This window comes from Pantoea sp. (assembly GCF_028283705.1).
Lineage (GTDB): Bacteria > Pseudomonadota > Gammaproteobacteria > Enterobacterales > Enterobacteriaceae > Pantoea.
Genome location: NZ_JAPWKD010000032.1, coordinates 1 through 25,772, shown reverse-complemented (window position 1 = coordinate 25,772; position 25,772 = coordinate 1). Strand labels below are relative to the sequence as shown.

Sequence of the window (25,772 nt, the reverse complement as noted above, 5' to 3'; positions counted from 1 at the left end):
ATCTCAGGCCTGACATGACTTACGCGTCAGCCAGCGCTGGCGCAACTTATCCCATAACCAGTTATACGCCACGGTATAAGGCAGGAAGAACAGGAAAAACGCCACTTCCAGCATAAAGGCTTCCAGCAGGGAAATACTGAGCATCCAGGCGGCGATCGGCAAGCCAATCACGATAAAGCCGCCTTCAAAGCCCAGCGCGTGCAGAATACGCAGCAGCGGACCCCGATGCACTTTACCTGGCGGGCAAAGGCGGTCAAAACCGGTGTTGTAAATCATGTTCCACAGCATGGCGACGGTCGACAGCATAATCGCCAGCGATCCCATCTGAAACAGCGGCTTCTCCATCGCCCAGGCTGCCAGGGGTGCTACAGTCAAAATCGCCAGAATTTCAAAGCATGCGGCGTGATAAAAACGCTCTTTTAATGAACGGGTACGCATAAAAACCTCCTGATTTGTTACGCGGCGCATTTTCTCACTTGCTGATGCTAAGATAAAATGAACACCTATCGATAAAAGCGATGGATAATGATGAAATACTCCCCGGAATCCCTTGAGGCTTTTGTACAGACTGTGGCCAGCGGCTCTTTTTCTGCGGCCGCGCGTGCGCTGGGCAAAAGCCAGTCCACCATTAGTAGTGCGGTGGCGAATCTGGAAGATGATTTAGGTTTTATGCTGTTTGATCGCCAGGGGCGTCAGCCGGTCATAACCGAGCAGGGCCAGCGTGCGCTGGCGCAGGTGCAGCAAATTCTGGCGGCCAGCCAGCGATTGGATGAATTGGCGGTGCGTCTGGCACAGGGCGTGGAGCCACGCCTCAGCCTGGCGATTTCTGACTTCTGGCAGGCGGATCATCATGAAAATCTGCTGACCCGTTTTGAGGCGCGTTATCCGGATATCGAATTTGAATGCATGATTGCGGAAGACGCCGATGTGCTGGATCTGCTGCAGGCCGGGCGGGTACATCTGGGCGTGGTGCGCGCCCAGCCGGCGCTGCCCGCAGATATTGCGGTGACACGGTTGCAGGTGGGGGCGCAGATGGCGATTTATCTGCATCAGGATCACCCGCTGGCGCAACAGGCACAGGTCAATGAGGGGCAATTGGGCGATTTGCGCCAGCTGCGGCTCAATACCTGGGTGGAAACGCGCGAACCGATGCCCGCTGGCCGGGTGTGGTCTGCGCCTTCCTATCTGTTATTGCTGGAGATGGCTGAACAGGGGTTTGGCTGGAGCGTGCTGCCGCGCTGGCTGGTACAGCAGTTTGGTCATCAGGTATTGCAGGAGTTGCCGGTGCCGGGATGGCCGCAGCATATTGCGGTGGAAGCGGTCTGGTCGCGGCGCAATCCGCCCGGACCTGCCGGGCGTTGGATGATCGATCAACTCTGCGCTCAGCAGCCTGCTTAATCACGGCGGGCTACATCCGCCAGCGGCGCATCCAGCAGACGCGACAGATCCTGCGCCGCCAGTTCAATATCCAGCCCACGTTTCCCACCGGAAATAAAAATGGTGGCGAACTCTGCGGCCTGTTGATCTATCACCGTAGGCAGACGTTTTTTCTGCCCCAGCGGGCTAATCCCACCCACCAGATAACCGGTTACGCGCTGCGCCAGCAGCGGATCGGCCATGTCGGCTTTTTTCGCCCCCAGTGCTTTGGCGACCTTCTTTAAATCCAGCTGGGTGGAAACCGGGGTGACGGCCACTGCCAGCTGTTTGGCATCACCGTTTAGTGCTACCAGCAGCGTTTTGAATACCTGACGTGCATCCAGATTCAGCTTACGCACTGCCTCGTCACCAAAATTGGTTTCATGGCTGTCATGTTCGTAAGGATGCAAAGTAAAGCTGACTTTTTGTTTTTCCAGCAGTTTTACGGCGGGAGTCATTTTTTTAATCCTTGCTAAGAAAAATCTTAAACTTATTGTGGCGAATAATGCTGGCGAAATTCTGAACTTTGCGCGAGAATTGGCCCGCGCCAGCCAGTAATGGCTGTGTGATAACCAAAATCATAAACAAATTCTTCTTTGACGGGCCAATAATAATATTGGCCTTCTTTTTTAGCGCGCCTTCAGCAGTCCCGGCAAATTATCATCCCCGTAAAGATGGAGCGCACCGACCGCCACCACATAACGCCCCGGCGGCAGTGCCAGCATCAATTCCCGCCAGTGCTGGTTGCGATTACGCATCAAAGTGTCATTCAGTTCATTGCTAAAGGTGGTGGGTAACGCTACCGGTTGCCGTTTCGGCGGGGCATCAAGCCACCAGCTGATCATGGTTTGCAGCAAACGGGCGTTGGTGTGCCAGTGCTCCAGCGTATCCAGCAGCAGCGGCAGGCCATCGTCTGGCAGTGATTTCAGCAGGGCGATTTGCGTGTCAGGGCCTTCCAGCTCAATCACCGGCTTATTGACGTTTTTGGCAGCCTGCAACAACTGGTAATCAATGCCATATTGTGGTCGCAATCCGAGGCGCTGCGCCTGTTGCGCCTGCAACATCAAGGCAATTTGCCAAAGGGGTAGATGATCAAACATCGCTATCGACAACGTCAGCTCGTCACATAAGCTGTTCAGCCTGCTAAAGGTGGCGCTATCCAGACGCTCCGCCAGCGACGGCAGCTCATCACTGTCGGCGAACGGTGAGCCACCCTGGGTGATATCGGCTTCAACGATCAATGCATCAGCTTTTGCTAACTGCCGCAGCAAACGGGCGGGCAGCGGCTGCATATCGCGTGTGCCCATATGAATGCTGCCGACCAGATGTAACCGGCGATCGCCAAGCTGAATATCCATCGCAGGCCAGGGGTAGCTGGCCGGAAACAGTCGCGCTATTAGCTGTGTTACGCATTGCCACAGGCTGCGTCTCATTCCCTGTCCTTTTTAAGTCAAAAATCCATGCTAGCGATTTCGACGCACAAAAAACAGCGCAGGGCTTGCTATTAGCGCACCGGCGGCTTAAAGCGCAGCAGACGATTCGCGTTACTCACCACGGTAATGGAGGAGAGCGCCATCGCTGCACCGGCCACAATCGGGCTAAGCAGCATCCCGGTAAAGGGATAGAGCACACCTGCTGCAATCGGAATACCTAAGCTGTTGTAAACAAATGCACCCAGCAGGTTTTGTCGCATATTACGCAGTGTGGCGCGGGAAATGGCCAGCGCATCAGCGACACAATGCAGGTCGTTGCGCATCAGCGCCATGGCGGCGGTTTCAACAGCGACATCGCTGCCGCCACTCATAGCAATCCCCACGTCTGCCTGCGCCAGTGCCGGAGCGTCGTTAATCCCATCGCCCACCATCACCACTTTGCGCCCCTGCTGTTGCAACTGCGCAATGGCCTGCGCTTTGCCTTCAGGCAGTACGCCCGCAATAACCTGGTCAATGCCGGCTTCGGCAGCAATAGCCCGCGCGGTTTTTTCATGATCGCCGGTCAGCATGATCAACTGATATCCCTGTTGATGCAGGCGTTGCAGCGCGTCGCGGCTCTCCGGACGCAGGCTGTCACGCAAGGCGATCAGTCCCAGCAGTTGGCGCTCATCCGCCAGCATTACCGGGGTGGCACCCTGCGCTGCCAGCCGCTCGATATCATCACGAGCGACCGCACAATCAACCTGCTGCGCTTCCATCAACGCAAGGTTGCCTAGCAATAACGTTCTGCCTGCGACTTTAGCGCTGACGCCCTTGCCGCGTATTGTACGAAATTGCTCAATGTCAGCGGCAGGCAGCGCTGGTGTAGCCGCAATGATCGCTTTTGCCAGTGGATGGCTGGAGCTTTGCTCCAGCTGTGCCGCCGCCTGCAGCACCTGCTGACGATCCCAGTCGGCATACAACAGCACATCGCTGACCTGAGGTGAGCCCTGCGTCAGGGTGCCGGTTTTATCAAACACCAGCGTGTCTACTTCGCTGGCACGCTGTAGCGCATCAGCATCCCGTACCAGCACACCCAGCTCTGCGGCACGACCCACCCCGGCAATTACCGACATCGGCGTTGCCAGCCCGAGGGCGCAAGGGCAGGCGATAATCAATACGGTGGTGACAATCACCAGCGTGTAAGCCAGCTGCGGTTGCGGGCCAGCCAGATACCAAATCAATCCACTAAGCAGGGCAATTGCCACCACTACGGGCACAAATACCGCGGAGATACGGTCAGCAAGACGTCCGATATCGGGTTTACTGCTCTGTGCCTGGCGCACCAGATTGATGATGCGTGCCAGGGTGGTGTGGCTGCCGGTAGCTCGCGCGGTAAAACGCAGCGTGCCATCCTGTACCAGCGTACCGGCGTAAACTTTGTCTCCGGGCTGTTTGCTTTGCGGTACGGCTTCGCCCGTCAGCATGGCTTCATCGCACCAGGCTTCGCCACTGGCTACTTCGCCATCGACCGGCACGCGGTCACCGGTTACCAGTTTAATCAGCATGCCGGGCTGAACTTCACTCAGCGGCAGCAGGGTTTCACCCTGATCGCTGATAACGCGAGCCTGGGCCGGGGTTAAATCCAGCAAACGTTCCAGCGCCTGGGAAGCCCGTTGCCGTGCTCGCTGCTCAAGCGCATGGCCCAGATTGATCAGACCAATGATCATCACGCTGGCTTCAAAATAGAGATGACGCGCCTGCATCGGGAAAAATTCGGGCCACAGCGCCACGCTCATAGAATAGAGCCAGGCGGCACCGGTACCCAGCGCAACCAGTGTATCCATGGTTGCCGTGCCGTGGCGCAGGCTGCGCCAGGCGCTGCGATAGAAGTGGCCACCCGCTATCACCATCACCAGTAACGTTATGACCCCCAGTGTGCGCCATAAGGTGATGTTGCTGGCGTTGAGCATCATATTGTCGCCCAGCATGCCCCAGATCATCATCGGGACGCCGAGCAACAATGCCAGTGCCGATTGCCAGCCAAAACGGCGCATCGCCTGACGGGCGCTGACCTGCTGGCGTTCACGGCGGGTTTGTTCATCTTCGATAATTTCTGCGGAATAACCGGCCTGATCAACCGCACCTATCAGGTCTGCGGGTTGTGCATCACCGAGTACCAGCGCGCTGCGCTCGCCAAGGTTAACGCGTGCCTGATTGACGCCAGGCACTTTTTGTAGTGCCTGCTCAACACGGCTGACACAACTGGCACAGCTCATACCACCAATTAATAAGTGATGGACAGGCTGGGTTTCATCTGCCGGGGGCGAATAGGACTCCGTTGCCAGCGCCTCCGGCTGCGGCTCTGATGCTGCCAACGGTTCAAACTTTGGGCTGTCTTTCAACGCTGCGTGATACCCCGCCTGTTCTACGGTGGCGATCAGATCGCTGGCGCTGGCGGCACCCGTGACGCGTGCTTCCTGCTGAGTCACTTCAGCCTGTTCAACATCGCCGCGCTGTTCCAGCGCCTCTTTGACCCGTTTGACGCAGTGGCCGCAGGATAAGCCATCCAGCGCCAGCAACTGTGTATGTGACATGTTTAACTCCTTATGCGTTCAGGTTTGACTGCATGCAGACTTTGCATTAGTTATAAAGCCTAAACCTTCCATTCAGGGGAAGGTCAAGGGGAGCAAATGAACATTAGCGATGTCGCCAAAAAAACCGGGCTGACCAGTAAAGCGATTCGTTTCTACGAAGAAAAGGGCGTCGTGACGCCGCCGCTGCGTAGTGAAAATGGTTATCGCAGTTACAATCCACACCATATTGATGAACTTAACCTGTTACGCCAGGCACGGCAGGTGGGGTTCACCCTTGAAGAGTGCCGCGAACTGGTGACGCTATTCAATGATCCCGCGCGTCATAGCGCTGATGTGAAGGCGCGAACGTTGCAAAAAGCGGATGAGATTGCTGCCCATATCGAGGAATTACATGCGATGCGTGCACGTTTGCTGGCGCTGGCCGAAGCCTGTCCGGGTGATGATGGCGCTGAATGCCCCATCATCAATCACCTGGCGGGATGCTGCCATCAGGGGGCAGGAAAGCGCGGCTGAATCCGTAGCGTGATGCCGACCACACCCGTGACCACCACCTGAGTACCGGCAGGTAGATCGTTTTCTGCCTGCACGCGCCAGCTGCTGTCGCCGATGCGTATATGGCCGGTGCCATCTTTCAGGGTATTTTCCAGCGTAAAGTGCTGCCCGATGAGCTGTGTACCGCGCTGATTGAGAACGTTTGGTTGCTGAGACGCTTCACGGTAGCGCATCCAGCGATACCAGAAGTACACGCATAGCAGGGTTAACACCGCAAACAGCACGCCCTGGCTGGTCCATGAGAAGGGGAAAAACCACTCAATGATGCCGACCAGTACCGCCGCCAGCCCGCTCCATAACAGATAGCCGCTGGTGCCGAGCATCTCCGCAGCCAGCAACAGGCCGCCGAGTGTCAGCCAGAACCAATGCGGATGCGCAATCAGCTCCATCAGGATCACGGTTTGCGCTCCCTGCCACTCTCTTTCAGCAGCTCGCTAATGCCGGCCACCGAGCCGAGCAGGCTGCTGGCATCCAGCGGCATCATCACGACCTTGCTGTTGCTGGCTTCACCGATTTTTTGCAGAGCATCGGTATATTTTTGTGCCACAAAGTAGTTCACCGCCTGAATATCCCCGGCGGCGATCGCTTCGGATACCATACGTGTTGCAGTGGCTTCTGCCTGCGCTTGACGCTCACGTGCTTCGGCATGCAGGAACGCGGCTGTTCGTTCTCCCTCGGCTTTCAGGATCTGTGACTGTTTTTCCCCTTCAGCGCGCAGAATCGCTGCCTGACGCACCCCTTCTGCCGTCAGGATGTCGGCACGTTTGGTTCGTTCGGCTTTCATCTGCGCGTTCATGGCGGCAATCAGTTCCTGTGGTGGACGCACATCACGAATTTCGATACGGGTGATTTTCACTCCCCAGGGGTTGGTCGCTTCATCGACAATGTGCAGCAAACGGGTATTGATGTTATCGCGCTGCGACAGCATTTCATCCAGCTCCATGCCACCGAGAACGGTGCGGATGTTTGTCATGGTGAGATTGAGTATGGCCAGCTCAAGGTTGCTGACTTCATACGCCGTGCGAGCGGCATCGATTACCTGAAGAAAGCAGACCGCATCGATAGTAACGTTGGCATTGTCTTTGGAGATCACTTCCTGGGAGGGGATATCGAGTACACGTTCCATCATATTGACCTTGCGGCCAATGCGATCCATGAACGGCACGACTAATGTCAGACCGGGTTGCAGGGTACGGGTATAACGCCCAAAGCGTTCCACCGTCCACTGATACCCCTGTGGCACAATTTTTACTCCGGCCCATACGGTAACCAGCGCGAGTACGATGATTACCGGCATCACAGTCAACATATAACCTCCTGGTTGTCAGATGAGGGAGCTGAGTCTCTTCGGCTCCCTTTTAACGCTAGTACAGCAGCGAATAGAGCTGGCGGCGATAGCGTGCAGCCAGTGCATCACCCGTTCCCAGCGCGGCCAGAATTTCCTGCAACATCTTACGTACCTGGCCGTCACCGGCGTTGAGATCGCTTTTCAGAAAGCTATACAGAAGCTCAAGCGCTTCTTCATTACGGCCCACCTGATGCAGCTGTAAAGAAAGTTTAGCAGCCAGGTCGGCGTTCGCGGGGTCCTTTGCCAGCTGTTCCTGCAGATGCTGAATTTCCGGGGTATCGGCGGCCTGTTTCAGTAATTCAATTTGTGCCACCAGGCTTTGATAACGAGTGTCCTGATCCTGCAACGGCACCACATTCAGCACCGCTTCCGCTTCATCGCTACGGTTCAGGGTGATCAGCACTTCTGCCAGCAGAAAGCCAATTTCACTGGCCTGATTGCTTAACTGCCAGGCGTCTTTCAGCAGCGGCAATGCCTCCAGCGGTTTACCTTCATCCAGCAGGGCCATCGCCTGCTGTGCTTTCAATTCTTCTTCGCGCGGCAGGACTTTTTGCAGCAGGGCGCGAATAGCTTCTTCAGGCTGCGGTCCCTGGAAACCATCCACCGGCTGACCATTCTGGAACAGATACACCGTCGGGATTGAGCGCAGACCAAATTGTGACGCCACCATCTGCTCTTTATCGCAATCCAGTTTCGCCAGAATAAACTGACCGGCATACTCCTGGGCCAGATGCTCCAGTACCGGCGTCAGTTGCTGGCAGTGCTGGCTGCGATCCGACCAGAAATAAAACAGCACCGGCAGCTGCATGGATTGTTCCAGCGTCTGATGCAGGTTGGATTCGTTGATGTCGATGATTAAAGCGTGTGACATGAATGCGTCTCTTTGCTGAAAGTGTGTTGAGAATATGGGGGCAAGCTGCCCGGCTTCAAGTTCAAATCAGGGTTGCAGGCTATTTGCTGCGCAAAATGCGATCCAGCATCCAGCCTGGCAAGATGCGTTTTAACAGGCTCATACTCCAGGCCACTAGCGTCACCGGATAGCGCAAGCGCGGGTGCTGACTTTCCAGCGCATGACGTAGCTTCGGTAAAATCGCCTCGGGCGGCAGGGTAAAGCGTGCGGCAATACCGGGATTGCGCACCGGTTTATCGCTCTCGCCCTGATGAACGTTATCGGTGAAGCGGGTATGAATCGGTCCTGGTTCAATCAGGCTGACACGGACGCCGGACTGACGCAACTCCATCCGCAGCGCATCACTCCAGGCTTCCAGCGCATATTTACTGGCGGCGTAAGCGCCGCGTCCGGGGGTGGAAATCAGCCCCAGCACTGAGCTGGTGTTGATGATACGACCATTGCTGCTGGCTTTCAGCGCGGGCAGCAGACGCATCGTCAGCTGATGGGTGCCGAAAAAGTTGGTGGAGAATTGCTGTTCCAATTGCTGACGTGACAGGCTTTCGAGGGGGCCGTAAATGCCAAAGCCACCGTTGTTGAATAAACCGTGCAGACGATTTTCTGTCAGCGCAATAACCTGGTCGGCGGCGGCATCGACGCTGGTTGGATCGTCAAGATCCAGTGCAATCCCGATAAATCCCAGCGCATGCATACGCTCAACGTCTTCTGCCCGGCGACAGGCAGCAATCACGCGATACCCGCGTGACAACAGATCATTTGCAGCCACCAGGCCAATGCCGCTGGAGCAGCCGGTGATAAGAATCGATTTTTGCATAACTTTACCTGTTAAAAATCACGCGCCTGCGTTAATCATGCTTTACTAGCGGGGCCAGTGCTTTCGCCATCACGCCGGCGATAAAGGGCTGTGCATCCGGGTTCGGATGTATGCCATCCTGCTGCATCCACTCCGGTTTCAGGTAGACCTGTTCCATAAAGAAAGGCACCAGAGGAATGTCGTACTGCTGTGCCAGCTGCGGATAAATTGCGCTAAACGCCTCCGTATAACGACGTCCATAATTTGCCGGTAAACGAATCTGCATTAGCAGCGGCTGGGCATTGGCTGCTTTTACCTCGTTGATAATTTTGCTCAGATCCTGGGCGATATTTTGTGGTGGGAAGCCGCGCAGACCATCGTTACCGCCCAATTCGATTAACACCCAGCGTGGTTGGTGCTGTTTTAATAACGCCGGTAAACGCGCCAGCCCCTGTCCGGCGGTATCGCCGCTGATACTGGCGTTGATAATTCTGGGCTGCTGCTGCCATTGTTTATCCAGCAGGCTCGGCCAGGCGACGGTGGCGGACATCCGGTAACCAGCGCTGAGGCTATCGCCCAGCACCAGCAGGGTATCAGCTGCGGCAAGACGTGACACCAGCAGAAGCAATAACAACAGGAAGGGATAATGCCAGCGGAAAACATTGTTGAAGTTCATCATCTTACTAAGTCCGTCGGTCAGGGAGAGCATCAGCTGACCATCCTTACCGGAGTTGAGCTGGTTGTCAAACCAGCCGAGACCATCGCGCTGATTGGTGAGTCTGGCTCGGGCAAATCGACGCTGCTGGGCATCCTCGCCGGGCTGGATGATGGCAGCAGCGGCGAAGTCCATCTGCTCGGCGAACCCCTGCATACCATGGATGAGGAGCAGCGAGCTGCGCTGCGCGCCAGGGAAGTCGGCTTTGTTTTTCAATCTTTTATGCTGGTGCCAACGTTAAATGCGCTGGAGAACGTGCAACTGCCTGCGCTGTTGCGTGGCGTGAGCGATCGGGAAAGCCGCGCTCAGGCGGTGGATTTGCTGACCCAGCTTGGGCTGAAAGCGCGTTTGCATCATCTTCCCGCACAACTTTCTGGCGGAGAACAACAGCGTGTGGCGCTGGCGCGTGCCTTTAACGGACGGCCAGGTTTGCTATTTGCCGATGAACCGACTGGCAATCTCGATCGTCAGACCGGTGACCGCATTGCTGATCTGTTGTTTTCCCTGAACAGGGATTTCGCCACGACACTGATCCTGGTTACGCACGATGAACAGCTAGCGGCACGTTGCGATCGTCGCCTGCGGCTGCGCGACGGTAAATTGTGGGAGGAGTCATGATCTGGCGCTGGTTCTGGCGCGAGTGGCGTTCGCCCTCGCTGTTGATCGTTTGGCTGGCGTTGACGCTGGCTGTGGCCTGTGTGCTGGCGCTGGGTTCGATCAGCGACCGCATGGAAAAAGGCTTAAGCCAGCAAAGCCGTGATTTTATGGCGGGCGATCGTACGCTGCGCAGCAGTTCCCCGGCCCCGGAAGCCTGGCTGGCAAAAGCGCGCGAGGAGGGCTTATCAGTCAGCCGGCAGCTCAGTTTTATGACCATGACCTTTGCGCAGCAAACGCCGCAGCTGGCGGATGTGAAGGCGGTCGATGATGCGTATCCGATGTTCGGTACCTTGCAAACAGATCCCCCTGGCCTGCGGCCGGTTGCCGGAACGGTGCTGGTGGCCCCGCGCTTGCTGGCCTTGCTCAACCTGAAAACCGGCGATCAGATTGATGTGGGTGACACTACGCTGCGTATTGCCGGGGAGGTGATTCAGGAGCCGGATGCCGGTTTCAATCCCTTCCAGACCGCCCCGCGCCTGTTAATGAACCTGGCCGATGTGGAGAAAACCGGTGCTATTCAGCCGGGTAGCCGTCTGAGCTGGCGTTACAAATTTTCCGGCGATCCGGCCCCATTGGCACGCTATGACAGCTGGATTCAGCCGCAACTGAAGCCCGATCAGCGCTGGATCAGCGTTGAAAACTCAGAAGATGCATTAGGACGATCGATGCAGCGGGCGCAGCAATTTTTGCTACTTTCGGCGTTACTGACGTTGCTACTGGCGATCGCCGCCGTCGCGGTGGCGATGAGCCACTATTGTCGCAGCCGCTATGATTTGGTGGCGGTGCTGAAAACCCTCGGTGCGACGCGGCGGGTGCTGCAACGCTTAATCATCGGCCAGTGGCTGGCAGTGCTGCTGCTGGCAGCACTGGCGGGGAGCGTGCTGGGGCAGGGAATTGAGGTCATCCTGCTGGTGATGCTGAAACCGGTCCTGCCTGGCGCGCTGCCGGCCGCCAGTTTCTGGCCCTGGCTGTGGGCGCTGGGGGCAATGTTTGTGATTTCGCTGCTGGTGGGCCTGCGACCTTATCGTTTATTAATGGCAACCCTTCCGCTACGCGTATTGCGGCGGGATGCCGTGGCGAATGTCTGGCCGCTGCGTTTCTATCTGCCGGTGATGGCACTGGTGGTGATTGGTCTGCTGGCGCTGCTGATGGGCGGCAGCAAAATGTTGTGGGCACTGCTGGTGGGCGTAGTGATGCTGGCAATATTGCTGGCGGTACTTGGCTGGGGCGCGCTGCTGTTGTTGCGGCGTCTGGTGGTGCGCAATCTGGCGATGCGATTGGCGATTAATCGTCTGCTGCGCCAGCCTGCCATGACCCTCAGCCAACTGGCGGCTTTTTCGCTCTCCTTTATGCTACTGGCACTATTGCTGGTGATGCGCGGTGACCTGCTGGATCGCTGGCAACAGCAATTGCCACCGGATAGCCCCAACTATTTTCTGCTGAATATGACGCAGGAACAGGTGCCGCAGGTACGTGATTTCCTCAATTCGCATCACATCAAAGCAGAAACTTTCTATCCGATTATTCGCGCTCGTCTGACGCAGCTGAACGGGAAGGATGCTGATCCGAATATGGATAACGCGCTGAATCGCGAGCTGAATCTGACGTGGCAGGCAGAACGACCAGATCATAACCCACTGGTGGCGGGAACATGGCCGCCGCGTGCCGGGGAGGTTTCAGTAGAAACTGAGCTGGCGGATCGGCTGGGAGTGAAACTGGGCGATACCTTAACCTTCAGCGGCGATACCCAGCAGTTCAGCGCCAAAATTACCAGCCTGCGTAAAGTTGACTGGGAAAGCATGCGACCAAACTTCTTCTTCATTTTCCCGCCGGGTGCGCTGGATGATCAGCCGCAGACGTGGCTGACCAGCTTCCGTATGGACAGCAATCCGGCCTTACTGGCGCAACTGAATCGCAGCTTCCCCACCCTGAGCCTGCTGGATATTGGCAGCATACTGCGCCAGATTGGTCAGGTGCTGGCGCAGGTCAGCCAGGCACTGGAAATTATGGTGGTGCTGGTGACGATTTGCGGCGTGTTACTGTTGCTGGCGCAGATTCAGGTTGGTATGCGTCAGCGGCGTCAGGAGCTGGTGGTTTATCGCACGCTGGGGGCGAGCAAGCGGCTGCTGCGTGGGACGTTATGGTGCGAGTTCGCGCTGCTTGGCGTGGTGTCAGGTGTGGCAGCGGCGCTGGGAGCGGAAGCGGCCCTATGGGGATTACAGCGTAAAATCTTTGATTTTCCGTGGGAACCAGACTGGAGCCTGTGGCTGGCGTTACCGATCTGCGGAGCAGTTTTGTTGTCGTTGTGCGGCGGCTGGTTGGGTGTGCGCTTGCTGAAGGGGAAAGCGTTGTTCAGAAGGTTTGAGGCGGCGTGATAAATCGCACCGCGTTACAGAACGGTCGCCATTGATGGCGACCGTTTTCGTTACAGTTTCTCCACCGCCCAGGCGATACCACTGGCGTACTCAGGCGGTAGCAAAGGCACCAGCGCGTTCAGAGCCGCAGCCAGGCGGGCCTGGTCGCTGTCAGTGATATTCAGGTGACCCACTTTACGTCCCGGACGTACTTCTTTTTCGTACCAATGCAGATGCACCAGCGGCTGATGCAGCCACGCCAGATTCACATCAGTACCGATCAGGTTGACCATCACGGAAGGCGCATACACCACCGGCTGTGGCAGCGGTAAGCCCAGTACGGCACGTAAATGCAGCTCGAACTGGCTGATGGACGCGCCATTCTGTGTCCAGTGCCCGCTGTTGTGCACGCGCGGAGCCAGCTCGTTGATCAACAGGCCTTGTGGTGTGATGAAACATTCCATCGCCATCACGCCCACGTAGTTCAGCTCATGCATGATGGCGCTAAGCATGGCTTCGGCCTGTTGTTGCTGCGCGGCATCCGCCTGCGGGAAGGCCACGCTGGTACGCAGAATGCCGTCCTGATGCAGGTTATGGGTCAGCGGGTAGAAAACGGTGCTGCCGTCCTGACCGCGCGCGCCCACCAGTGAAACTTCACCGCTGAAGTTGATGCCCTGCTCAACGATACATTCGCCATAGCATTCATCCGGCAGGCTGTCGGTTTCATTGGCGCGCAGACGCCACTGGCCACGCCCGTCATAACCACCGGTACGGCGTTTGACAATGGCAAGTTCGCCCAGTGAACTGAACACCTGCGGCCACTCGCTTTTATCCGCCAGCAACTGCCACGGCGCGGTGGCAAGGTTGAGCTGATCGAGCAGCTGTTTTTGCGTCAGGCGATCGGCCAGACGCGGGAAAATATCGCGATTCACAAACGCCGGATGGCTTGCCAGTTCACGCGTCAGCGCAGTTTCCGGCCAGCGTTCAATTTCGGCGGTGATAACGCTTTGTGCAATCGGCAGGGCAGAGGGTTCCGCATCCAGCCCTACCGGGTAGACAGCGATACCCAGCGGTTCACCTGCCTGACGCAGCATCCGGCCTAACTGACCATTTCCCAGTACGCAAACCGGCTTCATGCATCCCCCCGCGGGTCCGGGTTGTTCAGCACTTCATCAGTCTGGGTCTGACGCCAGATTGCCAGGCGAGTTGCCAGCGCGCTGTCGTGAATCGCCAGAATCTGTGCGGCCAGCAATGCGGCGTTCGCGGCACCGGCTTTACCAATTGCCAGCGTGCCTACCGGAATACCACGCGGCATTTGCACGATGGAGTAAAGGCTATCGACCCCGCTCAGCGCGGCGCTTTGTACCGGTACACCCAGCACCGGCACCAGCGTTTTGGCTGCCAGCATGCCCGGCAGATGTGCGGCACCGCCAGCACCGGCGATAATCACCTGAAAACCATTCTGGGCGGCGTTTTCGGCAAAGCTGAACAGTTTGTCCGGCGTACGGTGAGCAGAAACCACTTCAACGTGGAAGGGGACATCCAGGCTGTTAAGAATTTCCTCGGCGAACTGCATGGTAGCCCAGTCACTTTTGGAACCCATGACGATGGCGATACGGGCCGGGGCGGCGTTGGATGACATGCGGTCAACTCCTGTGAATATACAAACGAACCTGGCCGGGCGGGCAGGTGAAGAAGGGCACAGAGAATAGCATGAGATGGCAGCAAGGAAAACGGTTGCGTGGCCGGAAAACGGGCAAGATTGCCCGTTTGTCAGAACGGAAATTCGATAAGCCTGACGCCATCAGCATCGACCTGAACCATCGATCCCTGCTGATGCCAGGCACCGAGCACCACGCGTTGCGCGTTTTCACCCTGCAAAACAAACTCATGGATAGCCGGGCGATGGGTATGGCCGTGAATCAATAGCCGCACCTGCTGGCACGTCATGGCCTCGATAACCGCCTGTTGATTGACATCCATGATGCTCAGTGACTTATGCTGATTGGCCTGTTTGCTGTCGGCACGCATTCTGGCGGCAATCCGCATCCGCAAACGTAATGGTAAGGCGAGAAACAATTTTTGCAGCCAGCGCTGATGCACTTTAGCGCGAAAACGCTGGTAGCCTTCATCGTCAGTGCAAAGGGTATCGCCGTGCATAATCAGCAGACGCTGACCATATAGAGTTAACACCTGTTCTTCCGGTAGCAACGTCATGCCGCAGGTAGCAGCAAAACGCTGGCCGAGCAGGAAATCGCGATTGCCGTGAATAAAATACTTCGGCACCGGCAACGCCTTGAGCGCAGCGGCAATTTGCTGATGCAGCGGATTGGGATCGTCATCGCCGATCCAGGCTTCAAACAGGTCACCGAGGATATAAAGCGCATCGCACAGATGCGCTTCACGCTGCAAAAAATGCAGAAAACCGGCAGTAATTGCCGGTTCGTCCTGACACAGATGAAGATCTGCGATAAACAGCGTGCGCGACATTACTCGCTAACGGTCACTTTCTGGATGATCACGTCATCTTTCGGCACATCCTGGTGCATGCCGCTGCGGCCGGTAGCAACCGCTTTGATTTTTTCGACTACGTCCATACCTTCAACCACTTCAGCAAACACGCAGTAACCCCAGCCCTGCAGGCTTTCGTCACGGAAGTTCAGGAAGTCGTTGTCGGCTACGTTGATGAAGAACTGCGCAGTGGCAGAGTGCGGGGCCTGAGTTCGTGCCATCGCCAGGGTGCCACGGGTGTTTTTCAGACCGTTATTGGCTTCGTTACGGATTTCTTCTTTGGTGGCTTTCTGTTTCATGCCAGGCTCAAAACCGCCGCCCTGAATCATAAAGCCATTGATGACACGGTGGAAAATGGTGTTGTCGTAGAAACCATCACGGCAGTAATCCAGGAAGTTCTTTACGGTTGCCGGCGCTTTATCATCGAAAGTTTTAATTACGATATCGCCATGGTTCGTCTGGAAAGTGACCATCATTCTCGTCCTGTAAAGGTTGTCGTCGGTGCCAATAGCCGCGCATGCAAAGCAGCGGGCCTTTTTGTAGACGCTCCTTATATCACAAATTGTGATGACACGTCAGCAAGGTGGCGGCTGTTGCTATGCTGGCGTCGCGCTGGCGTAAAAAATACGGCACAATACGCAGCTAGCCTGAATAGGCCTTCTTCGCACACGTTTATACGGAACCTTTCAATGTTAAAGATTTATAACACCCTGAGTCGACAGAAAGAGGAATTCAAACCCATCCATGCTGGCGAAATCGGCATGTACGTGTGCGGCATCACGGTGTACGACCTCTGTCATATCGGCCACGGGCGTACCTTCGTTGCGTTTGATGTGGTGGCGCGCTACCTGCGCTATGTCGGTTATACGCTGAAGTATGTGCGTAACATCACCGATATTGACGACAAAATTATCAAACGTGCCAACGAAAACGGCGAAAGCATCGAAACCCTGACCAATCGTATGATCGGTGAAATGCATAAAGATTTCGCCGCGCTGGGTATCCTGCCGCCGAATCTGGAGCCACGCGCCACACGTCATATCGACGAAATTATCGAGCTGGTTGGCCTGCTGATTGAGCGTGGTCACGCTTATGTGGCAGATAACGGCGACGTGATGTTTGATGTCCTCAGCGACAAAGATTACGGTGCGCTGTCACGCCAGGATCTGGAGCAATTGCAGGCCGGTGCGCGCGTGGAAGTGGCTGAAGTGAAACGCAATCCGATGGATTTCGTGCTGTGGAAGATGTCCAAAGCGGACGAACCGGCATGGAGTTCACCGTGGGGCAATGGTCGCCCGGGCTGGCATATTGAATGTTCGGCGATGAACTGCAAACAACTCGGCACCCATTTCGATATTCACGGCGGCGGTTCCGATCTGATGTTCCCGCATCATGAAAACGAAGTGGCGCAGTCCACCTGTGCGCATGACGGTCCGTACGTTAACTACTGGATGCACTCCGGTATGGTGATGGTTGACCGCGAGAAGATGTCAAAATCCCTCGGCAACTTCTTTACCGTGCGCGATGTGCTGCAGCACTACGATGCGGAAACCGTGCGTTACTTCCTGATGTCGGGCCACTATCGCAGCCAGCTGAACTATGGCGAAGATAACCTCAATCAGGCGCGTGCGGCGCTGGAGCGCCTCTACACCGCGCTGCGTCACACTGATGCTGCTGCGGTGGCGGCGGGTGGTGAAGAGTTTGAAACACGCTTCCGTACTGCAATGGATGATGATTTCAACACGCCGGAAGCTTACTCGGTACTGTTCGATATGGCGCGAGAAGTGAACCGTCTGAAAACGGAAGATAAAGCGGCTGCCGATGCGCTGGCGGCGAAACTGCGTCAGCTGGCGGATGTGCTGGGCATTCTGCAACAGGATCCGGAGCAGTTCCTGCAAAGCGGTGCGCAGGCGAACGATGATGAAGTGGCGGAGATTGAAGCGCTGATTCAGATGCGTAACGATGCGCGTAAAGCGAAAGACTGGGCGCAGGCCGATGTGGCGCGCGATAAGTTGAATGCGTTGGGGATCGTGCTGGAAGATGGTCCGCAGGGCACGACATGGCGTCGTAAATAAGAAAAAGGGCGAACTTCGGTTCGCCCTTTTTGTTTATGCCACAACAGTAATGCGTTGACCGGCAAATTCCACCGTTTGACCGGCGAAAATCTTACAACGTTTACGGGTTTCCACTGCGCCATCGACGAGCACTTCACCTTCGCCGATGACCGCTTTAGCCTGAGCGCCGCTCTCCACCCAGCCTTCGAGTTTCAGTAGATCGCACAGATCAACATGCGGGTGTTTACCCAGAGAAAAACTTGCCATTATGCGTTCTCTTCATCGTGATATTCTTCGCACGCCTGCAGCGTGTTTTGGATCAGGGTGGCAACCGTCATCGGGCCAACACCGCCCGGCACCGGCGTGATATAAGAAGCGCGTTCGGAAGCAGTGGCGTAATCCACATCACCTACGACTTTACCGCTTTCGAGACGGTTAATACCCACATCGATCACGATCGCGCCCGGTTTAATCCAGTCACCCGGGATAAAGTTTGGTTTACCCACCGCGACGATCAACAGGTCAGCATGCTCAATATGGTGACGCAGATCTTTAGTGAAGCGATGGGTGACGGTGGTGGTGCAACCCGCCAGCAGCAGCTCCATGCTCATCGGACGCCCAACAATATTCGATGCACCAACCACCACGGCATTCAGGCCGTAGGTATCGATGTTATAGCGCTCCAGCAGCGTTACGATACCGCGCGGGGTGCAGGGGCGCAGTTTCGGTGCGCGCTGACACAGGCGACCGACGTTATACGGATGGAAGCCATCGACGTCTTTGTCCGGCACGATGCGTTCCAGCACTTTGACGTTATCGATGCCTGCCGGCAGCGGCAACTGCACCAGAATGCCATCGATCTCGTGATCGTTGTTCAGGGCATCGATTAAATCCAGCAGCTCGGCTTCGCTGGTGGTGGCAGGCAAATCGTATGAACGGGATATGAAGCCCACTTCTTCACAGGCGCGACGTTTGCTGGCGACATAGATCTGTGAAGCAGGGTTTTCACCCACCAGAACGACTGCCAGTCCCGGGGCGCGTTTTCCGGCTGCCAGACGCTGCTGTACTTTTTCCGCAACCTCAAGGCGCACCTGCTGCGCAATCGTTTTACCGTCAATAATTTTTGCTGCCATCAGAGAGGAAATCCACTGTGTTATGTTGAAACGGGGAAAGGCGCCTATTCTGTCAGAAGCGCGCCGCGCTGTCAGGCACAGAATGATCCTGAGGTCTGCTTTTGTCACTTCAGATCGTCAGCGTTAACCCGTATCATGCCTGGCGATTAATTTAGTGGAATGCATATGATCTGGCTAATTCTTGCGACTTTAGTGGTGGTGTTTGTAGTGGGTTTCCGCCTGCTGACGGCCGGTTCTCGCCATGCGGCGCAGGCGCTGAGCAAGCGACTGCAATTGCCCCCGGTGCATGTGGAATCGATGTTGTCGCTGATGGGCAAAGAGGCGGCGAAAGAGTTTACCGACTACATCACCGGCGACAATGAAAGCCATTTGCAAAATGCTGCGGCGGTGCTGCTGATCTGGCAGGTGTTTATCGTCGATAGCGGGGATGCGAATATGCAGCGCTGGCATCAGATTCTGACGCGCGCGCATTTTTCTCCGGTCATCACGCAACAGCAACTGTTGCTGGCGATGGGTTTTCTGCGCGAGCTGGAACCAGACAGGCAGGAGATGAACGCCCTGCGTGAACGTTTCAACGGCAGTTTTGCCCAGGGAATCGAGCTGGAAGGTGAGGCGAAAGGAGAGACGAATCTGATTTCACTGAGTGAATATCGCAATCGTCACTGAGGGGAGATTGGCTGGCGGGTGCAAAAACGCGCAACCCATAATTCGGCACCATCGTACTCACATCGCAAAAAAATGCCCCCGTCTGTCATCCGGCGGGGGCATTTTTATTGCTGACACAGATGATTATTTGCGGTTTTTACGCATGAAATCATCCATGAAGTTGGTCAGTTTTTCAGCCGCAGGCAGGGACAGTGCATTATAGATAGAGGCACGGATACCTCCGATGGCGCGATGGCCTGCCAGGCCTGAGAAGCCTGCTTCATGACTTTCAGCCAGGAATTTTTTCACCAGCATTTCATCAGGAAGTTTAAACGCCACGTTCATTTGTGAGCGGTCTTCGACGCTGCTCCAGCCATTGTAGAAACCATCACTGTTATCCAGCATGGCGTACAGCAACTCAGCTTTATGGCGGTTGGTTTGCGCCATATTTTCCAGACCACCAACATCATTAAGTAACCAGCGGGTAACCAGCAGTACAACGTAAATTGCAAACACCGGCGGTGTGTTGAGATTGGAATGGGATTCCACCTGACGGCGGTAGTTCAGGAAAGAGGGCAACTCCTCAGAAGAGGCTTTTACCACGGTGTCATGTACCAGCACGATGGTGACGCCTGCCGGGCCGATGTTTTTCTGGGCATGGGCGTAAATCACCGAGAATTTATTGGCATCGCAAGGTTTTGACAGGAAATCAGAAGACATATCGCACACACGCGGAACATCATCGCGGCCCAGGATGCGCTGGAATTGCAGCCCTTCAACCGTTTCGTTCGAGACGTAATGCAGATAAGGCGCGTCCGGTGAAAAATCGAGTTCATCATCAGCAGGCAGGCGGTTAAATCCGCAAGATTCCCCGCTCCAGAGCACTTTAACCGGGCCTTCGCGGCGAGCTTCAGTGACAACTTTACTGCTCCAGTAACCGGTATCAAGATATTCAGCGGCGTGTTTCTGACCGCGAAGCAGCGTCATCGGTACCATAGAGAACTGCTGCGTGGCACCGCCTTGCAGGAACAGAATGTGGAAATCTTTCGACAGTCCCAGCAGGGTGCGAATGTTGTTTTCAGTTTCTTCAACAACTGCAGCAAACCAGTCAGAACGATGGCTGATACCGAGGATGGACAGGCCAACTTCTGGCACTTCTTTAATTGCAGCTTCAACCTGTGCGAGAACCGTTTCCGGTAATGCCCCAGGGCCACCGGAGAAATTCAGGGCGTTACGTGAAATCATGTTTATTTTTGTCCTTTTAACGCATCATCAGATGTGTCGGTGTGCGCAAAGGCACGGGATAACAGCAAATCGCGGCATGCTGTTTTAACTTTGTTCATGTGGATTTGTTTATGCGGGAACATCTCTTCCAGATCCATTGCATGGACGACCATTGCCGGGTCAATTTCAAACACCAGCAGTGTGCCTTCCGGTGTTTCACTGCAATCAATTCCCAGATAATCGAGCTGCGTGGTGTCATAAATAGCTTTCAGCGCCTGCTGGTGACGGTCTGCAAAATCCTGGAAGTGATCCAGAAAAGCCGCTTCTTCTTCACGTTTTTTCGGATCTTCGTACATGGACGCGTTGACGTAATGCACCATCCAGTGTGATGAAATTGCCATGTGGCAGGCATAAGGCACACCGTCGATCAGCGAAATACGGTACTTGCGGAACTGACCATCTTCATTGCTGTAATCAATAAAACGAGACAGGAAATAGTCTTCAACCTTAACGCGTGTCAAATATCCGGCCAGTTCGTCCTGGCTGGTAATTTTCTCCAGACCATGACCGCCATGTGACCCTGCCGGGCGGAGGATAACCGGGAAGTCACTGTCGGGCAGGGCATCGCGCAGTGTCATTTGTCCGGCGGCGACTGCGGCCAGTGTCGAAAATGTCACCGGATGTGCCTGCGCGATGGTTAAACCTGGTTTGTTCTGTAACACCCTGCTGGCTGTATGGCGCTCAGAACTCGGAATATGTTGTGGTGCATTGATCACCGGTACCGGCCACTGATTCGTGATGCTTTCAAGCTGTTGCAGCAGGAACAGATTTTCGTTGGTGGCACTGATGCCAATCATCAGTAGATCGTGTTCAGGGATCGGGGATTCAAACGGGGCTTCTGGCGTAATGTAGTAATAAATTAGCTCGATATCGCTGTTTTCCAGCAGGCAGTCGAGGGGCACATTGGCGGAAAGCGTGCCGGGAACCATCAGCATCAGTAAACGCAGCCTGGCTGGTTGTTGCGCAGCCCTGAGGGTGTAAACCTGTTGCATCGCCAGGGCTTGATTCTGAATTGTCAGCCCCAGGTCAGTGCATTGAAGGCACTGCATGACGGTGGAAAGATTCATCCACAATACCGCGTCATCAGGATTTTGCTCAGCGCGCTTGACCAGTTCCTGTGCGATCTGAGTACATTCATCGCCCGCAATACTCATGCGTAAAAACGGTGCCAGCCCAAGGAAATGTGTCGCGTCAAAAGCCCTGGGCGTTGAGTTCTGGTCCGGAGAGATGGGGGATAGTGTTTGCAAAGAAGTCGTCTCTTTTGGCCGTATGGTGCATCGAATACTGCATCGGTTTCTGTCCGTAGGATAACGAATCAGAGGGGGCTCCAATCGCCAGAAAATCGCTAAATTATTCGTCGACTAATACTGATTAAGGGCCTTTTATCTGGCTTAAACAGGTTGGATGTATCTAAACGTAAAAATTAATGTTGGTATGCTTCTGTCTGATAAAAAAGAAAAAGGCAGCCACCCATTACCAGACATAACTGCCTCTTCTGCCGGCCATCATCACATTTGGCATTGTTATCGCGATGCGGCACAGACGCTCAGTAAATGGCTGCAACTGCTTTTAATCCATATGGAATCGAACTGGAAGGTGAGGCGAAAGAAGAGACGAATCTGATCTCACTGAGCGAATATCGCAATAGTCATTGAGGGGTGATTGGTTATATGATCATCACTCTGCACTTAGCGGGTGCAAAAACGTTGACGCGACAACGTGCCAACGTATAATTCGACGCAACCGCATATGCGCCCTTAGCTCAGCTGGATAGAGCACCGGCCTTCTAAGCCGTAGGTCACAGGTTCGAATCCTGTAGGGCGTGCCATCTCCTCTTCTTGTTATCTCTTTTTTCATCTGTGAATTCCCTCTAACTCCTTGCCAATGCTGCATTCCTGGTCTTTTGATTTCTATTCAGTTCCGCTAAAAACTTTACTTTTATGGGGGCATCATTGGGGGCACTGGCCTGTTCAATGGAGTGAGATGCCCCCAAATGAAGCTCAACGTCCGTCAAATCGAGACTGCCAAGCCGAAAGACAAAGCCTACAAACTGGCTGACGGCGGCGGTCTGTACCTCGAAATCTTCCCCACTGGTGGTAAAAGCTGGCGGCTTAAATACCGCTTTGCAGGAAAAGAAAAGCGCGTGGTGTTTGGTCTCTATCCTGCGGTGACGCTGGCGCAGGCACGCGGAAAGCGCGAAGACGCGAAAAGGATACTGGCGGCGGGTGGTGATCCCGGTGCGGCCAAGCAGGAGGCGAAGCAGGCTAAAATCCTCGCGGTGAATAACAACTTTGAAGCGATGGCGCGGGAGTGGCATGAGACAAAGCGAGCTAACTGGTCGCAAGGCTATGCTGACGACATCCTGGAATACCTGCGCAAAGATATTTTTCCCCATATCGGTAAAACGCCGGTCACTGAAATCACACCCATGTTGATGCTGGCGGTGCTGCGCAAAATGGAACAACGCGGCGTGCTGGATAAGCTGAAGAAAACCCGCCAGGCGTGTCGGCAGATTTTCACCCACGCCATCGTAACGGGCAGGGCGCATATTAACCCCGTGACCGATCTGGCGGCGGTGCTGAAACCTCCGAAGCAAAAGCATTTCCCTTATCTGCTGAATAACGAGTTGGGTGCGTTTATGCGCGCGCTGTGCGGTTATAGCGGCAGTAAGATGACTCAGTACGCCACGCGGTTGCTGATGCTGACAGGGACGCGAACTATTGAGTTACGCGCTGCGGAGTGGCGTGAGTTTGATTTAAGTAAAGGACTCTGGGAAATCCCCGAAGGACGCATGAAGATGCGGCGTAAGCATTCGGTGCCGCTGTCGCGCCAGGCTGTTGAGTTGCTGGAGGAGATCCAGCAACTCACCGGGCGCGGGAAGTATGTGTTTCCAGGCAGGAGCAATGCCGGTAAACCGATGAGCGAAGCCACGATTAATCAGGTGATCAAACGGGTTGGGTACGATGGGAAGGCTACTGGGCATGGGTTCAGGCATACCATGAGTACCGTTTTGCATGAGCAAGGATATAACTCGGCGTGGATTGAAGTGCAGCTTGCGCATGTGGACAGGAATTCGATACGTGGGACGTACAACCATGCGCAGTATCTGGATGGAAGGAGGGAGATGTTGCAGTGGTATGCGGATTATTTGGATGGGTTGCGGGATGGAGGGTAATTAGAGGGGAGATGGGTATGGTAACTCTATATTTTTCTGAAGGTTTTATGCATGTTCGGGTTGAGGGAATAGAGCGGTTGGCGATTCCGTTGGAGAACTTTCCCCGTTTGAGTCACATGCCCTAAAAGTAGACATTTGCTTAAGGCAATTGTTTGAAGATGATTGTGTCAATTAGAACTAACTTATTTTTTGTTACTGAACTTGAAAAATAGCGTAAGTTGGCCCCAGTTCGAATTTTGTTCACAACAAATGCGGGAGGTTGATATGAGTCTTCAAAACAAATTTAAGAATTTTCATGATGCTATCAAGCTGGGCAGACAGGACTTAGAGTACACCACTGCTCGCTTAAAGGATGACAGCATTACTGCGGAGATTAAAAAACGTTTCAAAGAGGATGGATATCCAGTCATCGAAGATTTCATCCAAGGTTCGCTGGCTACAAGCACGGGAATTCGAGAAAAAGGTCAAGATTTTGATATTGATCGTGCGATCGTCATTGAAGAAGGTCTCGCACCAGAGAACCCGATTACACCTAAGTTGGCGGTTCTTGAAGTGCTCGAAGATCGGGGATTTAAAAATGCCAAAATCAAAAAACCTTGTGTCACTGCCGACTACAAAGCTGACGATCTTCATATCGACATCCCCGTCTATCGCAAGTACGAAAATGGTCAGTATGAGCTTGCTATAGGTAAGAGACATTCCGATGAGGAAAATAGACAATGGGCACTGTCGTCGCCTCGTGAACTGATTAACTGGGTAAACAAATATGACAGTGATGAGGTATATGGTTCTAAAACATGACCAGTACCGCCGTATTGTTCGCTACCTTAAGAGATGGAGAAACTTCATATTTAGTGGTGATGTCTCCCGTAAAATTTTCTCAATTGGGATTGCTGTTATGGTTAAGGAGTCATTTGAACCTTCAATCAATGATGAAGGCTTTCCAGATGACCTTTCTGCATTACGAACTACAATCAACCAAATGCTTAACTATCGTGGCTATTTCTCTCTAGTTGATGTGGATAAATACAGTGTGACAGTATTTTTGCCAGTGAGTCCCTCTAGGGATATTTTCCATAACACTAGTATTGCAACAGGGACTCAGTTCCGAAACAAACTTAAAGCGCTGCTTAAAACACTTGATAACGTTGCAGATGAAGATCAAGAGTCCAAACAATGTGAGTTGCTGCGTGGAGTATTTGGCGATGAATTTTCGAGAATGTGCCTCTTCATCATCTGCATCCTTCCGCAACCGTAAAAACGGTTTTTTGCTTCCGCTGGGGCCGTGGGGACATCGCAAGGCGCATGAACTATTCAGTTGTTATGGCTCACTTAAAAAAGTGCGGATATAATGTATCCGCTTTTACTTCCGAATTAGTGAACGAAAAAACTCGTTCACAGTTCAACTGGAGATTAATCACTTCACAGTTACTCTGCTGCATATTGCAGTTCCTGAACTATCTCAAATGCCTGGTTTTCTCTTGGTGAATCCTGTCAACACTGCCAGAGGCTTGCGCATACAACAACCCATTAGGAAAGGCATTTTGCGAGCATCTGTGTAAGTAGAGCATGATGCTGTGTCCGTAAACTACGAATGTCCTGAGTTGGCTTTTGAAGAGTCACTTAAAAGACACTATTTCATTACTGAATCAGGCTTTATCAGATAACGAATGGAATACCTCGGAATTGCTAAGAGAGTTTGAAGCTGGATGGTTGAGCATAGTTGAGCCTGCTACAACCCCTTTTCTCTGTTTTTCTGAGAGTGGAAAAGCGGAAAGATTATGTGTATTAAAACCACGAAAGAAAAACAATACCAAGTTAGGTTCATATTTTTTAGGATATGAAGAAGAATGTATTCCAAATAATATTTTTCGCCAATTAATCAGCTTATAAAAGATCGAGAAGCGGCGAGGGGATACGGGTTTGTTATACCACTGAGCGTGACTGCACCAGCCCCTTGGCAGAAGGAGGATCTTGCAGATTGGTATCTTTCTCTATTGGCCTAATTTACCAGTTGATGTTCCAGACTAGGTTGATTCAAAATTTCTCTCAGCAACGTTCCCATGAGTTTTGGCTCATTTTAAATGCTCTGACTCCTTCTGGTACAACATGGTTTGGTATTTATTTTTCCCTAAGAGAAATTCCGTAAAAGGTCGAAAAAAATTTACCCTTTAAGGATTCTCATTTAGTCGATTGGATATTAGAGCCGATTTCAG

Annotated in this window: 27 protein-coding genes and 1 tRNA gene; 11 read left to right on the top strand and 17 right to left on the bottom strand. The window is 54.1% G+C overall.

Translation table 11 applies throughout. The features are described from left to right. Positions 1–3: 3 nt before the first annotated feature. Positions 4–438 (bottom strand): multidrug/biocide efflux PACE transporter, encoded by a 435-nt coding sequence (locus PW844_RS23095; RefSeq protein ID WP_084873244.1) that lies wholly within the window; start codon positions 436–438, stop codon positions 4–6. A gap of 90 nt (positions 439–528) precedes the next feature. Here PW844_RS23095 and PW844_RS23090 point away from each other — a divergent pair, with 90 nt between their 5' ends. Continuing rightward, positions 529–1,398: a LysR family transcriptional regulator gene (locus tag PW844_RS23090; protein WP_299458288.1), complete on the top strand. Its 870-nt coding sequence runs from the start codon at positions 529–531 to the stop codon at positions 1,396–1,398. Here the strand turns inward: PW844_RS23090 and ybaK are convergent. The 3 genes from ybaK to copA form a co-directional block, all read right to left on the bottom strand. After that, entirely contained in the window at positions 1,395–1,874 is a 480-nt protein-coding gene (ybaK, locus tag PW844_RS23085; protein ID WP_208714235.1) for a Cys-tRNA(Pro)/Cys-tRNA(Cys) deacylase YbaK, read from the bottom strand. The two genes, PW844_RS23090 and ybaK, sit on opposite strands and share 4 nt — an antisense overlap. Positions 1,875–2,045: 171 nt before the next feature. Continuing rightward, positions 2,046–2,849, bottom strand: a complete 804-nt coding sequence (locus PW844_RS23080; protein ID WP_299456798.1) for a TraB/GumN family protein — start codon at positions 2,847–2,849, stop codon at positions 2,046–2,048. A 71-nt stretch (positions 2,850–2,920) separates the two neighbouring features. Beyond that, positions 2,921–5,425 (bottom strand): copper-exporting P-type ATPase CopA, encoded by a 2,505-nt coding sequence (gene copA, locus PW844_RS23075; RefSeq protein WP_299456796.1) that lies wholly within the window; start codon positions 5,423–5,425, stop codon positions 2,921–2,923. A gap of 96 nt (positions 5,426–5,521) precedes the next feature. Between copA and cueR the strand changes: the two genes are divergently transcribed. After that, positions 5,522–5,938 (top strand): Cu(I)-responsive transcriptional regulator, encoded by a 417-nt coding sequence (gene cueR / locus PW844_RS23070; RefSeq protein WP_084873257.1) that lies wholly within the window; start codon positions 5,522–5,524, stop codon positions 5,936–5,938. On the opposite strand, the gene PW844_RS23065 is transcribed toward cueR, so the two are convergent. The 5 genes from PW844_RS23065 to tesA all read right to left on the bottom strand — a co-directional run bounded on the left by PW844_RS23065 (position 5,914) and on the right by tesA (position 9,707). After that, positions 5,914–6,372, bottom strand: a complete 459-nt coding sequence (locus tag PW844_RS23065; RefSeq protein ID WP_299458286.1) for an NfeD family protein — start codon at positions 6,370–6,372, stop codon at positions 5,914–5,916. The genes cueR and PW844_RS23065 overlap by 25 nt on opposite strands. Further along, the gene (locus tag PW844_RS23060; RefSeq protein ID WP_299456793.1) at positions 6,372–7,286 is read right to left on the bottom strand and encodes an SPFH domain-containing protein; all 915 of its coding nucleotides are present in this window, start codon (positions 7,284–7,286) and stop codon (positions 6,372–6,374) included. Before PW844_RS23060 ends, PW844_RS23065 begins: the two co-directional genes overlap by 1 nt. 55 nt (positions 7,287–7,341) lie before the next feature. Continuing rightward, entirely contained in the window at positions 7,342–8,196 is an 855-nt protein-coding gene (locus PW844_RS23055; protein WP_299456791.1) for a co-chaperone YbbN, read from the bottom strand. Positions 8,197–8,275: 79 nt separating this feature from the next. Continuing rightward, complete coding sequence (locus PW844_RS23050) at positions 8,276–9,049, bottom strand: SDR family oxidoreductase (RefSeq protein ID WP_299456789.1); 774 nt, start codon at positions 9,047–9,049, stop codon at positions 8,276–8,278. Positions 9,050–9,080: 31 nt separating this feature from the next. Further along, positions 9,081–9,707, bottom strand: a complete 627-nt coding sequence (tesA, locus tag PW844_RS23045) for a multifunctional acyl-CoA thioesterase I/protease I/lysophospholipase L1 (RefSeq protein WP_299456787.1) — start codon at positions 9,705–9,707, stop codon at positions 9,081–9,083. On the opposite strand from tesA, the gene ybbA reads away from it, so the two are divergent. Together ybbA and ybbP are read left to right on the top strand one after the other, a co-directional pair. Next, complete coding sequence (gene ybbA, locus PW844_RS23040) at positions 9,675–10,361, top strand: putative ABC transporter ATP-binding protein YbbA (RefSeq protein ID WP_299456785.1); 687 nt, start codon at positions 9,675–9,677, stop codon at positions 10,359–10,361. The two genes, tesA and ybbA, sit on opposite strands and share 33 nt — an antisense overlap. Next, positions 10,358–12,775, top strand: a complete 2,418-nt coding sequence (gene ybbP / locus PW844_RS23035) for a putative ABC transporter permease subunit YbbP (RefSeq protein ID WP_299456783.1) — start codon at positions 10,358–10,360, stop codon at positions 12,773–12,775. Before ybbA ends, ybbP begins: the two co-directional genes overlap by 4 nt. A gap of 50 nt (positions 12,776–12,825) precedes the next feature. Here ybbP and purK read toward each other — a convergent pair whose 3' ends face one another. The 4 genes from purK to ppiB all read right to left on the bottom strand — a co-directional run bounded on the left by purK (position 12,826) and on the right by ppiB (position 15,738). Further along, complete coding sequence (gene purK, locus PW844_RS23030) at positions 12,826–13,890, bottom strand: 5-(carboxyamino)imidazole ribonucleotide synthase (RefSeq protein WP_299456781.1); 1,065 nt, start codon at positions 13,888–13,890, stop codon at positions 12,826–12,828. Further along, positions 13,887–14,396: a 5-(carboxyamino)imidazole ribonucleotide mutase gene (gene purE, locus PW844_RS23025; RefSeq protein WP_299456779.1), complete on the bottom strand. Its 510-nt coding sequence runs from the start codon at positions 14,394–14,396 to the stop codon at positions 13,887–13,889. The genes purK and purE overlap by 4 nt, the downstream gene beginning before the upstream one ends. 131 nt (positions 14,397–14,527) lie before the next feature. After that, positions 14,528–15,244, bottom strand: a complete 717-nt coding sequence (locus PW844_RS23020; RefSeq protein WP_299456777.1) for a UDP-2,3-diacylglucosamine diphosphatase — start codon at positions 15,242–15,244, stop codon at positions 14,528–14,530. Then, positions 15,244–15,738: a peptidylprolyl isomerase B gene (ppiB, locus tag PW844_RS23015; RefSeq protein ID WP_084873276.1), complete on the bottom strand. Its 495-nt coding sequence runs from the start codon at positions 15,736–15,738 to the stop codon at positions 15,244–15,246. The genes PW844_RS23020 and ppiB overlap by 1 nt, the downstream gene beginning before the upstream one ends. Before the next feature lie 216 nt (positions 15,739–15,954). On the opposite strand from ppiB, the gene cysS reads away from it, so the two are divergent. Continuing rightward, positions 15,955–17,340, top strand: coding sequence for a cysteine--tRNA ligase (gene cysS / locus PW844_RS23010; RefSeq protein ID WP_299456775.1), 1,386 nt, complete (start codon positions 15,955–15,957; stop codon positions 17,338–17,340). Positions 17,341–17,373: 33 nt separating this feature from the next. Here cysS and ybcJ read toward each other — a convergent pair whose 3' ends face one another. Beyond that, positions 17,374–17,586, bottom strand: a complete 213-nt coding sequence (gene ybcJ / locus PW844_RS23005; protein ID WP_084873280.1) for a ribosome-associated protein YbcJ — start codon at positions 17,584–17,586, stop codon at positions 17,374–17,376. Then, on the bottom strand, positions 17,586–18,452 hold the full coding sequence (gene folD / locus PW844_RS23000) for a bifunctional methylenetetrahydrofolate dehydrogenase/methenyltetrahydrofolate cyclohydrolase FolD (protein WP_299456773.1): 867 nt from the start codon (positions 18,450–18,452) through the stop codon (positions 17,586–17,588). The genes ybcJ and folD overlap by 1 nt, the downstream gene beginning before the upstream one ends. Before the next feature lie 165 nt (positions 18,453–18,617). Here folD and PW844_RS22995 point away from each other — a divergent pair, with 165 nt between their 5' ends. Further along, a complete protein-coding gene (locus PW844_RS22995; RefSeq protein ID WP_299456771.1) occupies positions 18,618–19,118 on the top strand; it encodes a DUF1198 family protein in 501 nt (166 codons plus the stop codon). Positions 19,119–19,241: 123 nt separating this feature from the next. Here PW844_RS22995 and PW844_RS22990 read toward each other — a convergent pair whose 3' ends face one another. Together PW844_RS22990 and PW844_RS22985 are read right to left on the bottom strand one after the other, a co-directional pair. Further along, the gene (locus PW844_RS22990; protein WP_299456769.1) at positions 19,242–20,342 is read right to left on the bottom strand and encodes a phosphoserine transaminase; all 1,101 of its coding nucleotides are present in this window, start codon (positions 20,340–20,342) and stop codon (positions 19,242–19,244) included. 2 nt (positions 20,343–20,344) lie between these two features. Then, complete coding sequence (locus PW844_RS22985) at positions 20,345–21,628, bottom strand: hypothetical protein (RefSeq protein ID WP_299456767.1); 1,284 nt, start codon at positions 21,626–21,628, stop codon at positions 20,345–20,347. A 504-nt stretch (positions 21,629–22,132) separates the two neighbouring features. Here PW844_RS22985 and PW844_RS22980 point away from each other — a divergent pair. The 5 genes from PW844_RS22980 (at position 22,133) to PW844_RS22960 (ending at position 25,449) form a co-directional block, all read left to right on the top strand. After that, positions 22,133–22,209, top strand: a tRNA-Arg gene (locus PW844_RS22980). Between the two features lie 165 nt (positions 22,210–22,374). Next, the gene (locus tag PW844_RS22975) at positions 22,375–23,556 is read left to right on the top strand and encodes a tyrosine-type recombinase/integrase (protein WP_299456765.1); all 1,182 of its coding nucleotides are present in this window, start codon (positions 22,375–22,377) and stop codon (positions 23,554–23,556) included. 264 nt (positions 23,557–23,820) lie between these two features. Further along, positions 23,821–24,357: a nucleotidyltransferase gene (locus tag PW844_RS22970; protein WP_299456763.1), complete on the top strand. Its 537-nt coding sequence runs from the start codon at positions 23,821–23,823 to the stop codon at positions 24,355–24,357. Further along, positions 24,341–24,814, top strand: a complete 474-nt coding sequence (locus tag PW844_RS22965) for a hypothetical protein (protein ID WP_299456761.1) — start codon at positions 24,341–24,343, stop codon at positions 24,812–24,814. Before PW844_RS22970 ends, PW844_RS22965 begins: the two co-directional genes overlap by 17 nt. A 353-nt stretch (positions 24,815–25,167) precedes the next feature. Beyond that, positions 25,168–25,449 (top strand): hypothetical protein, encoded by a 282-nt coding sequence (locus tag PW844_RS22960; RefSeq protein ID WP_299456759.1) that lies wholly within the window; start codon positions 25,168–25,170, stop codon positions 25,447–25,449. The last annotated feature ends 323 nt before the right edge of the window (positions 25,450–25,772 follow it).

Excerpts from the sequence above, each read along its gene's own strand:
- PW844_RS23095 (WP_084873244.1), bottom strand. The coding sequence starts at position 438 with ATGCGTACCCGTTCATTAAAAGAGCGTTTTTATCACGCCGCATGCTTT.
- PW844_RS23090 (WP_299458288.1), top strand. The coding sequence starts at position 529 with ATGAAATACTCCCCGGAATCCCTTGAGGCTTTTGTACAGACTGTGGCC.
- ybaK (WP_208714235.1), bottom strand. The coding sequence starts at position 1,874 with ATGACTCCCGCCGTAAAACTGCTGGAAAAACAAAAAGTCAGCTTTACT.
- PW844_RS23080 (WP_299456798.1), bottom strand. The coding sequence starts at position 2,849 with ATGAGACGCAGCCTGTGGCAATGCGTAACACAGCTAATAGCGCGACTG.
- copA (WP_299456796.1), bottom strand. The coding sequence starts at position 5,425 with ATGTCACATACACAGTTGCTGGCGCTGGATGGCTTATCCTGCGGCCAC.
- cueR (WP_084873257.1), top strand. The coding sequence starts at position 5,522 with ATGAACATTAGCGATGTCGCCAAAAAAACCGGGCTGACCAGTAAAGCG.
- PW844_RS23060 (WP_299456793.1), bottom strand. The coding sequence starts at position 7,286 with ATGTTGACTGTGATGCCGGTAATCATCGTACTCGCGCTGGTTACCGTA.
- PW844_RS23055 (WP_299456791.1), bottom strand. The coding sequence starts at position 8,196 with ATGTCACACGCTTTAATCATCGACATCAACGAATCCAACCTGCATCAG.
- PW844_RS23050 (WP_299456789.1), bottom strand. The coding sequence starts at position 9,049 with ATGCAAAAATCGATTCTTATCACCGGCTGCTCCAGCGGCATTGGCCTG.
- ybbA (WP_299456785.1), top strand. The coding sequence starts at position 9,675 with ATGCCAGCGGAAAACATTGTTGAAGTTCATCATCTTACTAAGTCCGTC.
- tesA (WP_299456787.1), bottom strand. The coding sequence starts at position 9,707 with ATGATGAACTTCAACAATGTTTTCCGCTGGCATTATCCCTTCCTGTTG.
- ybbP (WP_299456783.1), top strand. The coding sequence starts at position 10,358 with ATGATCTGGCGCTGGTTCTGGCGCGAGTGGCGTTCGCCCTCGCTGTTG.
- purK (WP_299456781.1), bottom strand. The coding sequence starts at position 13,890 with ATGAAGCCGGTTTGCGTACTGGGAAATGGTCAGTTAGGCCGGATGCTG.
- purE (WP_299456779.1), bottom strand. The coding sequence starts at position 14,396 with ATGTCATCCAACGCCGCCCCGGCCCGTATCGCCATCGTCATGGGTTCC.
- PW844_RS23020 (WP_299456777.1), bottom strand. The coding sequence starts at position 15,244 with ATGTCGCGCACGCTGTTTATCGCAGATCTTCATCTGTGTCAGGACGAA.
- ppiB (WP_084873276.1), bottom strand. The coding sequence starts at position 15,738 with ATGGTCACTTTCCAGACGAACCATGGCGATATCGTAATTAAAACTTTC.
- cysS (WP_299456775.1), top strand. The coding sequence starts at position 15,955 with ATGTTAAAGATTTATAACACCCTGAGTCGACAGAAAGAGGAATTCAAA.
- ybcJ (WP_084873280.1), bottom strand. The coding sequence starts at position 17,586 with ATGGCAAGTTTTTCTCTGGGTAAACACCCGCATGTTGATCTGTGCGAT.
- folD (WP_299456773.1), bottom strand. The coding sequence starts at position 18,452 with ATGGCAGCAAAAATTATTGACGGTAAAACGATTGCGCAGCAGGTGCGC.
- PW844_RS22995 (WP_299456771.1), top strand. The coding sequence starts at position 18,618 with ATGATCTGGCTAATTCTTGCGACTTTAGTGGTGGTGTTTGTAGTGGGT.
- PW844_RS22990 (WP_299456769.1), bottom strand. The coding sequence starts at position 20,342 with ATGATTTCACGTAACGCCCTGAATTTCTCCGGTGGCCCTGGGGCATTA.
- PW844_RS22975 (WP_299456765.1), top strand. The coding sequence starts at position 22,375 with ATGAAGCTCAACGTCCGTCAAATCGAGACTGCCAAGCCGAAAGACAAA.
- PW844_RS22970 (WP_299456763.1), top strand. The coding sequence starts at position 23,821 with ATGAGTCTTCAAAACAAATTTAAGAATTTTCATGATGCTATCAAGCTG.
- PW844_RS22965 (WP_299456761.1), top strand. The coding sequence starts at position 24,341 with ATGGTTCTAAAACATGACCAGTACCGCCGTATTGTTCGCTACCTTAAG.